14 protein-coding genes and 1 pseudogene are annotated in these 12,797 nt (G+C 39.0%); 11 read left to right on the plus strand and 4 right to left on the minus strand.

Going from position 1 to position 12,797, the window contains the following annotated elements; genetic code table 11:
* Nucleotides 1-86: 86 nt before the first annotated feature.
* The 4 genes from FZC76_RS00270 (at nt 87) to FZC76_RS00285 (ending at nt 3,834) form a co-directional block, all read left to right on the plus strand.
* Nucleotides 87-890: an RDD family protein gene (locus tag FZC76_RS00270; protein WP_148986284.1), complete on the plus strand. Its 804-nt coding sequence runs from the start codon at nt 87-89 to the stop codon at nt 888-890.
* A 288-nt stretch (nt 891-1,178) separates the two neighbouring features.
* On the plus strand, nt 1,179-2,066 hold the full coding sequence (locus FZC76_RS00275) for a nuclease-related domain-containing protein (RefSeq protein ID WP_148986285.1): 888 nt from the start codon (nt 1,179-1,181) through the stop codon (nt 2,064-2,066).
* A gap of 105 nt (nt 2,067-2,171) precedes the next feature.
* A complete protein-coding gene (locus FZC76_RS00280) occupies nt 2,172-3,149 on the plus strand; it encodes a ring-cleaving dioxygenase (protein WP_148986955.1) in 978 nt (325 codons plus the stop codon).
* 133 nt (nt 3,150-3,282) lie between these two features.
* Complete coding sequence (locus tag FZC76_RS00285) at nt 3,283-3,834, plus strand: cupin domain-containing protein (protein ID WP_148986286.1); 552 nt, start codon at nt 3,283-3,285, stop codon at nt 3,832-3,834.
* A gap of 90 nt (nt 3,835-3,924) precedes the next feature.
* On the opposite strand, the gene FZC76_RS22835 is transcribed toward FZC76_RS00285, so the two are convergent.
* The 3 genes from FZC76_RS22835 to FZC76_RS00295 all read right to left on the minus strand — a co-directional run bounded on the left by FZC76_RS22835 (nt 3,925) and on the right by FZC76_RS00295 (nt 5,824).
* Nucleotides 3,925-4,071 carry a hypothetical protein gene (locus tag FZC76_RS22835; RefSeq protein ID WP_187441909.1) on the minus strand — a complete coding sequence of 49 codons (147 nt, stop codon included), beginning with the start codon at nt 4,069-4,071 and terminating at the stop codon, nt 3,925-3,927.
* Nucleotides 4,072-4,179: 108 nt separating this feature from the next.
* Nucleotides 4,180-5,052: a DUF3307 domain-containing protein gene (locus FZC76_RS00290; RefSeq protein ID WP_148986287.1), complete on the minus strand. Its 873-nt coding sequence runs from the start codon at nt 5,050-5,052 to the stop codon at nt 4,180-4,182.
* A gap of 25 nt (nt 5,053-5,077) precedes the next feature.
* Entirely contained in the window at nt 5,078-5,824 is a 747-nt protein-coding gene (locus FZC76_RS00295; RefSeq protein ID WP_148986288.1) for a helix-turn-helix domain-containing protein, read from the minus strand.
* A gap of 222 nt (nt 5,825-6,046) precedes the next feature.
* Here FZC76_RS00295 and FZC76_RS23370 point away from each other — a divergent pair.
* From FZC76_RS23370 to FZC76_RS00330, 7 genes and pseudogenes are all read left to right on the plus strand, one after another.
* Nucleotides 6,047-6,172: pseudogene (locus tag FZC76_RS23370) on the plus strand (YeeE/YedE family protein); the annotation flags it as partial.
* 256 nt (nt 6,173-6,428) lie between these two features.
* Complete coding sequence (locus FZC76_RS00305; RefSeq protein ID WP_148986289.1) at nt 6,429-8,048, plus strand: ATP-binding protein; 1,620 nt, start codon at nt 6,429-6,431, stop codon at nt 8,046-8,048.
* Nucleotides 8,041-8,730, plus strand: a complete 690-nt coding sequence (locus FZC76_RS00310; protein WP_148986290.1) for a response regulator — start codon at nt 8,041-8,043, stop codon at nt 8,728-8,730. Before FZC76_RS00305 ends, FZC76_RS00310 begins: the two co-directional genes overlap by 8 nt.
* Before the next feature lie 4 nt (nt 8,731-8,734).
* A complete protein-coding gene (locus FZC76_RS00315; protein ID WP_148986291.1) occupies nt 8,735-9,352 on the plus strand; it encodes an NUDIX hydrolase in 618 nt (205 codons plus the stop codon).
* Nucleotides 9,353-9,553: 201 nt separating this feature from the next.
* The gene (locus FZC76_RS00320; protein ID WP_148986292.1) at nt 9,554-10,567 is read left to right on the plus strand and encodes a tripartite tricarboxylate transporter substrate binding protein; all 1,014 of its coding nucleotides are present in this window, start codon (nt 9,554-9,556) and stop codon (nt 10,565-10,567) included.
* A gap of 65 nt (nt 10,568-10,632) precedes the next feature.
* Complete coding sequence (locus tag FZC76_RS00325) at nt 10,633-11,094, plus strand: tripartite tricarboxylate transporter TctB family protein (RefSeq protein WP_148986293.1); 462 nt, start codon at nt 10,633-10,635, stop codon at nt 11,092-11,094.
* Between the two features lie 12 nt (nt 11,095-11,106).
* Nucleotides 11,107-12,615: a tripartite tricarboxylate transporter permease gene (locus FZC76_RS00330; RefSeq protein ID WP_148986294.1), complete on the plus strand. Its 1,509-nt coding sequence runs from the start codon at nt 11,107-11,109 to the stop codon at nt 12,613-12,615.
* A 69-nt stretch (nt 12,616-12,684) separates the two neighbouring features.
* Here the strand turns inward: FZC76_RS00330 and cydS are convergent, their stop codons facing one another.
* Nucleotides 12,685-12,786, minus strand: coding sequence for a cytochrome bd oxidase small subunit CydS (gene cydS, locus FZC76_RS23660; RefSeq protein ID WP_392396795.1), 102 nt, complete (start codon nt 12,784-12,786; stop codon nt 12,685-12,687).
* Nucleotides 12,787-12,797 lie beyond the last annotated feature (11 nt).

Below are 12,797 nucleotides of genomic sequence, written 5' to 3' on the forward strand. Positions count from 1 at the left end.
TTCACCTATCTTCTTTATTATAGTAATATTATAGATAAATAGAAACACCCTAAAGTAAAATTTATCCATAGAGAGTGGGAATCAGCTTGAAGACAGAACCAGTGGATATCAAAACTCCCGAATATGTATCTTTACAGTTTCACGTTGCAGGCCTAGGCAGCCGTGCAGCAGCCTTTATTGTTGATACGATATTGTTGGTGATTATAAATATTCTAATTGTTATTGCACTAATTTTCGGCTTGAATGCAAGTATATTTGAGTATATGGAAACGGACATGCCGTCCTATTTGTTTGCAGGAGTCCTTATATTAATGTTTTTACTAAATTGGGGCTATTACGTCGTTCTTGAGTACTTTACAGGTGGTCGAACATTAGGGAAGAAGATGGTTGGAATACGTGTCATTCAAGAAAATGGGCACAGCATCACCTTGCTTGCTAGCGTCATTCGTAACTTCCTTCGAATCATCGATATTTTGCCAGCAAACTACTTTGTGGGGATGTTGATGATCTTCTTTCACTCCAAGCATAAGCGGTTAGGGGATCTAGTTGCAGGTACCATTGTGGTGCATGAAAGAAGGGGAAAGAAAAAAAAGAAAGTTTCTAAGCTGGACAAATTTATTGCTGAAAAGGGTCTAAGTTCAGAAGGAGGACTGGTAGAAGAATGGGCGTTGAAGTCCCTTGGAGCTAAAGAATGGAAGCTTTTGAAGACATACGCAGAGCGTTTGGATACTTTAAATGCCGATGACCGCATCGTTCTAACTCGAAAATTGGCTGATATCTTGTTTCCGAAAATAGAGCTAGACCCCTCTAGTAAGCATTACGATGAGTTAGAGGATATGTTGCTTGTGCTGTATTTGCAGATGAAGGAAGAGTGGGAGTATGAGTTGTAGGGTTTTTACTTTAGGAGTGGCGATTGCGCTGGGGATGGAGAATTCGCGGTTTGACGGGGGAAAGTTCCTCTTGGACTGGCGGTATGATGGTTTGCGGCTTTGACTTTGGGGCGAGGATTAGCAGGAGATGGGCGGAATTTACCTATTATTGGGATTCGCCCGATTACTTGCTATTTTCGCCCGTAAAATTGAAATATCGCCCGATTTCAAAAAATCGTTCAATTACAAAGGGACATTTCACTGTATAAATGGTATAATTTACAAATAAATTAGCGTCGGAGGTTAAAAATGATAGTAAAAGAGAGAGATTTCCCTGTTAACATACTATTTTTGCAAGCCATAGAGAGACGCCTTAAAGAAGACCACCCGTCGATGCCGCGAGTAAAAGAATTGATAGCCAAGCTAATAAAAGGCTATAAAGGTGAAAGTGCTATTGACTACCCCTTAAGCCAATTTCAGAATCAAAACTTTCATATAGATACGTTACTCCTGTCGGCTAACTTTATATCCCTATTAGAAGTGAAAAATATGGGTGGGACCATTTATTTTGACAGGAAATTCAATCAGCTGACTCAGACGTATATGGGCAATGTGAAATATTATCAGTGTCCAATCATACAGGTCAGTAATCAAGAAAGGCTTCTGAAGCAATGGATTGAACAGTTTGATATTCCATCACTACCACTTACCTCATTCGTAGTCATCTCGAATCCTTCTTGCATGATTCAAGCCGATCCCGGAGATAAATCAACAAACCAAAAGGTCATTCACGGTCATTTTCTCCCCACAAAAATCGAACAACAACAAACAATCTCCAATAAACAGATTCTTTCCAATGAAGTAATTCATAACCTTGCGAGCACCATTATGAAGCACCATAAAGTTAAACCAACCCTCACTTTAAGACAGTTGAATATTACCCCTAGTGAACTTTTATCAGGTGTTCAATGTTCAAGCTGCATGTTTATCCCTATGCAGAGGACCCATTCTTTTTGGTATTGTCCCAAGTGCAACTACAAATCAAAACGTGCACATATCCAGGCGTTAAGAGACTATTGTTTATTATTCAACGAGACTATTTCCAATAAAGAGGCTAGAGAGTTCCTACTTGTATCCTCTACTAATGTGATCAAAAGAATTCTATCCTCCATAGGACTTCAAACTGTGGATCTATAAAATACATCCTGTATCCTCTCATCAATTTGACAACTTCCTCCAACCACGATATAATTATCTCGAATTCAAGATAAATTACATCAAAATAAAGGGGAGATCCTTGTGATAAACGGCTTAAAAGGTATTCATCACGTAACAGCGATTACCAGCAGCGCTGAAAAGAATTATGAATTTTTCACATATGTACTAGGGATGAGGCTAGTTAAGAAAACAGTCAATCAGGACGATATCCAAACGTATCACCTGTTTTTTGCAGATGATACAGGAAGTCCGGGAACAGATATGACATTCTTTGATTTTCCAGGCATTCCAAAAGGTAGCCACGGTACAAATGAAATTTTCAGGACAGGTTTCAGAGTACCATCTGACAAAGCATTAACATATTGGGTAGATCGTTTTGACCGCCTAAATGTAAAGCATGAAGGCATCAAAGATCAGTTCGGAACAAAGACCCTGTCATTTGTGGATTTTGATGACCAACAGTATCAGCTAGTTTCTGATGAAAATAACAAAGGGGTGGAGCCGGGCACGCCATGGCAGAAGGGGCCGATTCCTTTAGAATATGCAATAACTGGATTAGGACCTCTGCACATTCGTGTAGCAAATTTTGACTTTTTAAAGGAAGTATTAGAGAAAGTCTTACTCTTCAAAGAAATTGATCATAATGGAGATACGCATTTGTTTGAAGTAGGAGAAGGTGGAAACGGGGCTCGACTGGTTGTAGAGCATAATGATACACTTCCTCAAGCGCAGCAAGGATTCGGCACCGTTCATCATGCCGCATTCCGAGTAGACAATCGAGCTGTCATTGATGAGTGGGATGCAAGATTGAAAGGGTTTGGCTTTAACACATCAGGATATGTGGATCGTTATTTCTTTGAATCCTTGTATGCACGGGTTGCTCCGCAGATTCTGTTTGAGTTCGCAACGGACGGACCGGGATTCATGGGGGATGAACCATATGAAACGTTAGGAGAGAAACTATCGTTACCTCCTTTCCTTGAACCAAAGCGTGAACAAATTGAAAAGCTTGTCAGACCAATCGATACTGTAAGAAGTACAAAAGAATTTACAAAAGAATAGTTGATATGGAAGCCTATTTCTTTTATTAAGAAATAGGTTATTTTATTATAAAAATTAAACCAACCCAAACAACCTACGTTTCTGGAAAAAATGAATAAGATACTTTAATGAAATTTTTAAAGGAGATGAAGGAATGTATTATCCAACAAACAGTTATCCATATCCTTATGCTGCAAATCCATATGTATACAACTATATGAGAAACAGTTACTGGCCTTATTCCAACATGTATAATACTTATTATCCGCAAATCAATTTCAGGGCAATCGAATTAAAGGATTATGGTCCAAATCCATTTGCAGAAGATATAAACGAAGCGACATTACAAAATGATACCTTTCGAACCGCATTATGGACGGGATCACAATTTCAGATTACCTTAATGAGTATAAATCCGGGAGAAGACATTGGATTGGAAATGCACCCAGATGTTGATCAATTCCTCCGTTTAGAACAAGGGCAAGGTATCGTTCAAATGGGTAAAAATAAAAATGAATTTACGTTTGAGAAAATGGTTGCAGACGATTATGCGATAGTAATCCCAGCCGGCACTTGGCATAACCTGACCAATACGGGTAATACTCCTTTGAAGCTTTATTCGATTTATGCTCCTCCCAATCACCCGTTTGGTACGGTTCATCCTACAAAAGCGGATGCAGAGGCTGCTGAAGGATACGGTTCTTAAAGTAAGGTATGTAGTGGAAAACAGCACTACCGTACTAATAGTGCTGTTTTTCATGCAAAAATCTGACAAACAATGACTAAACACTTTTAATCAATCACTGTCAATCAGATCATCCAAGCGGCGGGCTACTTTTTTGAATATTTTCTTGGCCATTTTTGTTCGTCTTTCCAAGTAATCTTCGCCCTCTTCCAATAGGTTTTCGCCTAATTTTGTGACATAACGGTAATAACGTAACATGTTGTCACCCCATTTAATTCTATCATATGAGAGATGATAGAATCGGACAGGGTATATACCTTTTTTTCTATGATTTTTTTCAAATCTATTAATATGAAAAATGATTTGCTAGTAAGAACCGAAGAATACTATCTTCAACAACACCCCGTAAATGATTGCAAAAAGGAAGGAAGTAAGGGTCCCCAGCAAAAAATACTCCGCCCAATCGCGGTCATCCATCTGTTTGAAACGAGTAAGTGATTTGGCTGCAACAATGAATCCAACCGCAGAAAAAGAACCCATTAATATTAATGCCACTACTAACAGCCTTTCGAGATACCCAATTACTTTTCCCCGCGATAGGTCCTGATGTTTCATCACTATATATGTATATTCCTCTGACATATTTTTTTCACTGTTTGGACTGATGGCAAGATCTTTTAATGTGTATTTGCCTTCAAAAAGGGAGATATGTTTAGTAAGGGAACCAAGCATAATCCTTATGAGATGGCCAGTCACAGTTGTACATAGTACTAACATAACTAGTAAAAACAAGAGCCCTTCAAGTATTCCAATCTCTGGTCGTAAGCCTTCTTTTAAGTTGATTAGCAATAAAATAGTATGGAATGTATTCTTTAAATCTACTTGTAATGTAAAATAACAAACTGCCAAAATAGTAATGACATGCAATAGTTGATCTACGATAAATAGTCCGAGATTCCAGGCATTCTTATGTACTAAATTATCTGTTTTTTCCTGAAAGATAATCTTTAAGTAATCTATGCCCCCGTGAATTCCCACTAAAAGGATGGTTGGCATCAAGACCTCTACAAGAAAGTCATTCCCTTGATAAAAATATATGGAGAGTAGAAAAATAAACTTTATTGCAGCATGGTGAAATAAATGGAGCTTTAAGAACTTTCGTTTTTCCTTCACCATGTGCTCTGTTTGAAAATAAAAATCGGCTATTAAATGGGCTAAGATAAGGGTAAGGATTATCATTACAAACGCTCCTTGCTATATATAATCATATAGAAATGATCGCATTGATATTTTTATGAAGCTCATTTTTAATGGTTTGGGTCAACTCTTTCGTAATATGATGTGGTGTGTTCCCTAAATGGTTTGCTTCTAACTTGTCCAATGTTTCTTGGAGTGTGTATAAGGTATTCAATATTATCTCACAATTCCCTTTCTTATAGTGGCTGGAGATTGTAGAAGGCGACTTATTTACTAGCCTTGCTATGGCTTTTTGCTCATCAAGGATGGCGTAAAGCGTTGATATTAATTGTTGCAGGGAGGTTTGGTCACTCATGAATTTATGTTGATAGGATAAAAGCAAATTAGCCATCTCTAATGACGTGTTTTCCATGGATGACTCATCCGGGAGCAGCAACATGGACGAACGCTGAGAGGAGTGTTTTATTTTTTCATTAGCTAACCTTGCCTGGCGCATCAATGGATGATTCCATTTATCTAAATCAATCTGCTGTAAGCTTGTATCAACCGTTCCAAATGTGATTCCGAAGTAGGGAGGCTGTTCTTTGTATTTCCAAATTTGGCTAATATAAAATGCAACCGTGTATGCGGTCGAGTAATGATCAAAAAGTCCGACAATTTCGTCTCCAAGTCGGTGTTTAACCTGTGCGTGGGGCAAACCTCTCGTCCATCTTGTCACTAACCCTTCCACTTCTCCTAAATAGGACGTTATTTCATCCCAATTCTTTGATGAGTTTGTCACATCCATCATAAAAATGGATATTGGGTGTTTCATCTTTCCTCACTCCTTCCAAAAAGAATTCCCCATTAGTTTAATCCAATTCGACTAAATAATCAACTTACATAGATTTCGATAGATTAATCGAATTATAGATAAGTAGATGAAAAACTCAAACTTTTAAAGATATATAGAATACAAGCAGAAATGATTACAAGTAGTTGGAAAGAAGTTGGAAAGAAGTTACCAGTGAAGAATAACTAATTCCGTTAAAACAATATAGCATCCTTCAGTTTGCACGGTTGGGTATGGATGGTCATGGCTATGTTTGGGATATTACTGGCCTTGTTTATTAGACCATTATTTGGCTTAAAGAACCCTAAGCCAACAGACTCAATGTGTTAACTGTTAAAAGCGACTCGATAATAGGGGTCGCTTTTTTTTGAGAGAAAAAAGGCGTGGGAAATAATTTTAAAAAAGTTTTCTTAAAACGAAAGCGTTATTATGTCAAAAAAATAACTAAAATAAATTAGGTGAATCTGTTATTATCTCACTAAAACTTCAGAGTTCCTATCAATAAATTATTTCCCATTCACTAAATATATTCATAGAATAATAAATCCAATTATTATAAAATAATAGGAACTCGGGGGTGATCTGAATGAGACTTAACAAAAAGCCCATACGGCTCCAAACAAAGCTAATCATCCTCATTGTAACGTTACTTATCGGCATTATTGTTTTAATATGCGGAGTGTTTTTTTATTTAGAAATGAAAGAGCTTAAAACGAATACCGGTAAGCGAGCTCTCCAAATAGCTAAGACGATTTCCTACATGCCAGAGGTACAAGAAGCAATGGAATTGGACAATCCAAGTGAACCGCTCCAGCCGTTGACATTAAAAATTCAGCAGGAGATAGACGCTCAATTTGTGGTGATCGGGAATTCTCAAGGACTTCGTTATACCCATCCTGATTTCGATAAAATCGGAAAACAGATGGTGGGGGGAGATAATATAAGGGCTTTGGAAGAAGGAAAAGCATATATTTCCGAAGCGACAGGTTCATTAGGTTTATCCATCAGAGGGAAAGCTCCTATTATTTCGGATGATGGAGTGGTCGTCGGGGTTGTATCGGTAGGTTTTCTCATGGAAAATTTAAAAAGCCGGATGAAAGAAAAATTTGCGGAAATATCGTTGATTGCTCTATTGGCAATAAATATCGGAGTGGTTGGGGGATATTTGCTAGCCAGAAACATTCGAAAAGATTTATTGGATTTAGAACCCCATGAAATAGCTTCCTTGTACAGAGAAAGAAATGCCATCCTGGAATCCGTCAAGGAAGGGATCATTGCCGTTGACTCGAATGGATTCATTACCATGGTTAATCCTTCAGCTCTTGATATTTTAGAATTACGGGAAGAAGAACTGATACATAAACAAATAACAGATATCGTACCTGATACCGATATGATGGATGTTGCCCGAACAGGGCATGCACAAGAAAACAAAGAAATCTACTTATTTGATAAAAACGTAATCGTTAACAGGATTCCAATTAAAGAAAAAGAAGCCGTTGTAGGCGTAGTATCCAGCTTTCGTGATAAAACAGATATGAAAAAATTGCTTCACACTCTGGCAGAAGTAAAGAAATATTCAGAGGAGTTGCGAGCTCAGACCCATGAATATACAAATAAGCTATACGTTATATCAGGGATGTTAGAGTTAGGGAAATTTCAAGAAGCCCTAGACTGGATCCAGAAAGAGTATAGGATTAATCAGGCACAAAATGATGTTCTATTTGACAGAATAAAGGATGAAAAACTTCAGGCCATTCTGATTGGGAAGCTTGCTGTCGCATCAGAAAGAAAGAAACTTCTTCAACTTGATGGGGAAAGTTCAGTCCAAGTATTACCCTCTAATATAGAGTTTTCTAGTTTAGTGGCCATTATTGGTAATTTGCTGGATAATGCGTTGGATGCAGTGGAGGAAAAAGAAGATGGAATGGTATCTTTTTCCGCTATTGACTATGGAAATGATTTAATTTTGGAGATAAGTGATAATGGACCAGGTTTTCCAGAAGGATCAATAGAGTTGATTTTCGGGAAGGGGTATAGTACCAAAAAAGCTGATCAGCCAAGGGGATTCGGCCTTGCTAATGTGAAGAAGGAGGTAGAAAAGCTGGGAGGAATGGTAGAAGCTCAAAGAACCCCGGACAATACAACGGTGTTCACCGTATACCTTCCGAAAAACACTACCTATGGGGGTGAAAGAAATGATTAACGTCGCAATAGCAGAAGATGATTTTCGGATTGCGAGCATTCATGAACAATTTTTAGAAAAAGTCGAGGGAGTAAGGGTGGTTAATAAAGCGCTAAATGCTTCGCAAATGATTGATCAACTTGCAAAGGGGGAAACCGATCTTATCTTATTGGATAATTTCATGCCGGATGAATGTGGAGCTTCTCTGCTACCGCTCATCCGCGAGCGGTTTCCCGAGGTGGACATCATCATGATAACTGCAGCAACAGAAAAAGAGGTGGTGGAAGTGGCGCTGAAGTATGGAGTGGTCGATTACTTGATCAAACCGGTAACGTTCGAAAGATTTCAACATGCCATAAAAACATATCTTAACAGAAAAGCTTTTATACAAGATAATGATTCTTATAATCAAGCAGTTATAGATCAGTTTTTTCATAGAAAAGGATGGAAGGAAAAAGAAATACAGAAGGATTCTCACCCTAAAGGCATTGACCAATTAACATTGGAAAAAGTGGAAGGCCTCCTAGATAATGATTACCAAGATGGATGGACAGCCGAGCAAATGGGAGAACAGATGGGGGCATCTCGGACAACAGCTAGGCGGTATCTTGAGTATATGATTTCTTTGGAAAAAGTAAAAGCTGAGTTAGAGTATGGCATGGTAGGAAGACCAGAAAGAAAATATTATCGGATAGGAAACTGAGACAATGGAGCAATTAAAGATCTTCAACAAGGATAGAAAATACTTGGGAATCGCTTCAAGAGAGGAAGTACATCTTAAGGGACTTTGGCACGAGACTTTTCACTGCTGGATAAAGGCTCTGATAGACGGGAAAGAATACCTTTATTTTCAATTGAGAAGCAAGGATAAAAAGGATTATCCGGGCTTATTGGATATCACTGCGGCCGGACATCTGTTATCACACGAAAACGTGGATGATGGGATCCGGGAGGTAGAAGAGGAAATAGGGATCAAAGTTAGCATGGATGAACTGTCTTACCTAGGTGTCATCCCATATGAAAAAGAATTGGAAGGTTTTATCGATAGAGAGCATGCCCATGTTTATCTGTTAAATGGCTACATACCATTAGAGTCTTTTTCTCTGCAAGCAGAAGAGGTTAGTGGCATTTTTATGGTTCCTTTAGAGGATTTTTACCAACTATGGTTTGGGAATAAAAAGGAAGTATCAATGGAAGGGATAAAGGAAAATTCTTACGGCGAAAGAAGTAAGTTTTCTATGAGAGTGGATAAAAAAATGTTTGTGCCACACAGCGATTCTTTTTACAAGGAAACATTAGAGGCATTAAGGTCTAATAGGGGATAAAAGATGCAAAATAAAGAGGTTGTCCTAAAAGGAAATTCCTTAGGACAATCTCTTTTTTATGGACATTTATCAAACCATCTCGTGAACAAAATGAACAAAATACCCAAAAAATCTTTTATATTGCTTATTTTGTAAACGGTTACATTTATAAGAATATTCTTTACAATCACATACAAGACACTTGTAAAGGGGAGTTTGTAAATGAAAATGAAATGGAAAAATAAAGCAGGTGCAGTGGGATTAACATTGTTATTATCCGTTACAGCAGCTTGCTCCAGCTCAACAGGGGGAACTAGTGCGGATGGTACCTGGTCTCCTCAGAAACCAATAGAAATGGTAGCACCAGCCGGCGCCGGAGGAGGTTGGGATACAACTGCTCGGATGGTGGCTCAGACATTTGAGCAGGAGGAATTAATTGATAAGAGAATGCCAGTTGTCAATAAGCCTGGGGGCGGGGGTGCTGTTGCGTGGTCTTACATCGCAAAGAAAGAGTCAGATCCACACCATCTGTTCGTGTCTTCTCCACCATTATTATTAGTCCCTCTAAATGGACAATCCGAGAATACGTATGAAGATTTCACTCCACTTGCCAATGTGATCGCGGATTACGGTGCTTTTGCCGTACGGGCTGATGCGAAGTGGAACAATTTGAATGATTTATTTGAAGATATGAAAAAAGATCCAGCAAGCATCACTGTTATCGGTGTGTCTTCTCCTGGAAGCATGGATCATATACAATTTGTCAAAATAGCTAAAGCAGCTGGCGTGGATATAACGAAGGTCAAGTATGTATCTGAACAAGAGGGTGGAACATTGACTGCATTGCTTAATGGAAGTGTGGATGTCTATTCGGCGGGCACTGCAGAAACGGTGGAGCAAGTGAAAGCAGGGAAAATCAAGGTATTAGGCATAACAGCAGAAGATCGTCTAGAGGGGGAGGTGCTTTCTGATTTTCCAACTGCGAAGGAGCAGGGAATAGATGAAACCTTTGTAAACTGGAGAGGGTTCTTCGGCCCAGCCAACATGGACGATGCAGCAGTTGCCTATTATGTAGATAAGTTCTCAAAATTAAACGAATCACCTGCCTGGGATGAAATCAGAAAGAAATACGGCTGGAATGAGCTTTTCATGACAGGAGAGGAATATCAGGAATTTCTAAAAAAAGAGAATGAAGAAATGCAAGCATTATTAGAAGAATTGGGACTTGGAAATTAAAGAATAATAGGGAACCGCTACCCTCCTTAAAGAGGGAGCGGCCCCTATGGATTGGGGGGAGTTATATGATACTAAGACCAATAAATCGTAAACTAGGATTGGCACTAGCCGTCTTGGCAGGAGTATATCTGTTTTTAAGCTACCAGATTCCAAGTTACCCATATGCGTTAGTTGATGCGGATGTGGTACCAAAGGGATTAGGTTTCTTACTATTGTTATTGTCCATTTTACTTTTCGTCCAGAAAAAAGAAGAAACCGAACAAGAAAAACAAAAAAGAACGATACCTAAGAAGGAACTTTACGTTCTGCTCGGGGTCGCCGGATTTATTTTAATCTATATATTCTTACTTGAAATAATAGGCTTTGTTATTATGACAACAATGTTTGTTTTTACGTGTTCTTCGTTTCTTGGATATAAAAAATATAAAGTGAGTGCCCTGGTGGCTATCATTTTTTCGTTGCTATTGTATTTTCTGTTCAATTACTTGCTCCTTATTCATTTACCACCAGGAGTATTACCATTTTAGGAGGTGTAAGAAATGGGTTCTATGGAAGGTCTCTTTTCCGGATTTCAGGTTGCATTTAGTATTGAAGGTATTTTATTTGTATTTTTAGGGGTCTTTATAGGGACCTTTATTGGGATGATGCCGGGTCTTGGACCAATCAGTGCGATTGCCATCATGATTCCCGTCACCTATAGTATGGACCCCGCTTTGGCATTGGTTATGATGGCTGGGGTCTATTACGGGGCAGTATTTGGAGGTTCGTCATCTTCCATTTTATTAAATGCACCCGGAATATCAGGAACAGTTGCAACCGCGTTTGATGGATACCCCATGGCGCAGCAGGGAAAGGCAGGAAAAGCTTTGGCCATTGCTGCCATCGCTTCCTTTACAGGAGGTACCATCAGTGTTATTTTGTTGATGCTCTTTACTCCATTATTAGCTTCAGTCGCTGTCGTTTTCGGTCCTGTAGAATATTTTGCTCTAATGCTGATGGGACTGACTGCCATTTCAAGTTTGTCTGATGGATCCACAATAAAAGCAATGATTTCCGCCGTGTTAGGCTTCATGGCCGTAACGATCGGTATAGATGCTCAAACAGGAACACAGCGCTTTACTTTCGGGAACATCAATCTGCTTGAAGGAATTGACTTTCTTGTGATTGCTCTTGGACTATTTGCACTCGCAGAAGTGTGTATATTGATTTTCAATCGTAAGGACAGCTCAGGGGGAATGAGTGGAAATATTGGCAGTCTAAAGCTATCCAGAGAAGATGTTAATGAAATGAAGGGACCTGTTACTAGACAATCTTTTCTAGGATTTTTGTTGGGTGTTTTACCTGGAGCAGGGGCGACCATCGCATCTTTTATTGCGTATGTAACAGAAAAGCGAATTGCCAAAAAGCCTGAAGAGTTTGGGAAAGGTTCGATAAAAGGTCTTGCTGCACCTGAAGCTGCAAACAATGCTGCGACAGGCGGGGCCTTTGTTCCCCTCCTTAGTTTAGGTATTCCTGGATCGGGTACAACAGCGGTCCTTCTTGGTGCCTTCCTTGTTCTAGGTGTTCAGCCAGGTCCACTACTGGTGCAGGATAATCCTGAAGTGTTCTGGGGGATTATTGCAAGTATGTATATAGGAAATGTGTTTTTATTGGTATTGAATCTCCCGCTTATCCCATATATAGCCAAAGTTCTTAAGGTTCCAAGACCATTGCTAATCTCTTTGGTCATCATGTTCAGTCTTATCGGGGTGTATGCGATAAGCTTCAATACTTTTGATTTATATATATTACTATTATTTGGAATAGCAGGTTTTTTGATGAGAATCTTTTCCTTTCCTGCAGCACCGTTTATTCTCGCATTCATTCTTGGCGGCATGATGGAGCAGGCGATGCGTCAATCCCTTACCATCTCAAATGGGGATTGGTTGGTTTTTGTAAAAAGTCCTATATCCGCTACCTTAATAGGTGTAGCTTTGTTGTCTCTAATCATTCCGTTGCTTAAAAGGAAACCGGCAGGGGTTAGGGACCAAAAGAATTTAGATATATAAAAGTAGCTCCTTTTCCATTTTATTTTGCAAAAACAGCCCCGCCATATAACCGGCAGGGCTGTTTTGACTTTATTTATATTTTTCTTTCCCCTTGGCTCCCCAAAGGAAAAGAACGAAGATACCAGCAGCCACTATCAATGGTGAAGCATACATAATCAAGAAGTTTTCCATGAAATGAACCT

This window comes from Sutcliffiella horikoshii (assembly GCF_008180725.1).
GTDB lineage: Bacteria > Bacillota > Bacilli > Bacillales > Bacillaceae_I > Sutcliffiella_A > Sutcliffiella_A horikoshii_B.

Excerpts from the sequence above, each read along its gene's own strand:
- FZC76_RS00290 (WP_148986287.1), bottom strand. The coding sequence starts at position 5,052 with ATGATAATCCTTACCCTTATCTTAGCCCATTTAATAGCCGATTTTTAT.
- FZC76_RS00320 (WP_148986292.1), top strand. The coding sequence starts at position 9,554 with ATGAAAATGAAATGGAAAAATAAAGCAGGTGCAGTGGGATTAACATTG.
- FZC76_RS00325 (WP_148986293.1), top strand. The coding sequence starts at position 10,633 with ATGATACTAAGACCAATAAATCGTAAACTAGGATTGGCACTAGCCGTC.
- FZC76_RS00310 (WP_148986290.1), top strand. The coding sequence starts at position 8,041 with ATGATTAACGTCGCAATAGCAGAAGATGATTTTCGGATTGCGAGCATT.
- FZC76_RS00330 (WP_148986294.1), top strand. The coding sequence starts at position 11,107 with ATGGGTTCTATGGAAGGTCTCTTTTCCGGATTTCAGGTTGCATTTAGT.
- FZC76_RS00315 (WP_148986291.1), top strand. The coding sequence starts at position 8,735 with ATGGAGCAATTAAAGATCTTCAACAAGGATAGAAAATACTTGGGAATC.
- FZC76_RS00295 (WP_148986288.1), bottom strand. The coding sequence starts at position 5,824 with ATGAAACACCCAATATCCATTTTTATGATGGATGTGACAAACTCATCA.
- FZC76_RS00285 (WP_148986286.1), top strand. The coding sequence starts at position 3,283 with ATGTATTATCCAACAAACAGTTATCCATATCCTTATGCTGCAAATCCA.
- cydS (WP_392396795.1), bottom strand. The coding sequence starts at position 12,786 with ATGGAAAACTTCTTGATTATGTATGCTTCACCATTGATAGTGGCTGCT.
- FZC76_RS22835 (WP_187441909.1), bottom strand. The coding sequence starts at position 4,071 with ATGTTACGTTATTACCGTTATGTCACAAAATTAGGCGAAAACCTATTG.
- FZC76_RS00275 (WP_148986285.1), top strand. The coding sequence starts at position 1,179 with ATGATAGTAAAAGAGAGAGATTTCCCTGTTAACATACTATTTTTGCAA.
- FZC76_RS00305 (WP_148986289.1), top strand. The coding sequence starts at position 6,429 with ATGAGACTTAACAAAAAGCCCATACGGCTCCAAACAAAGCTAATCATC.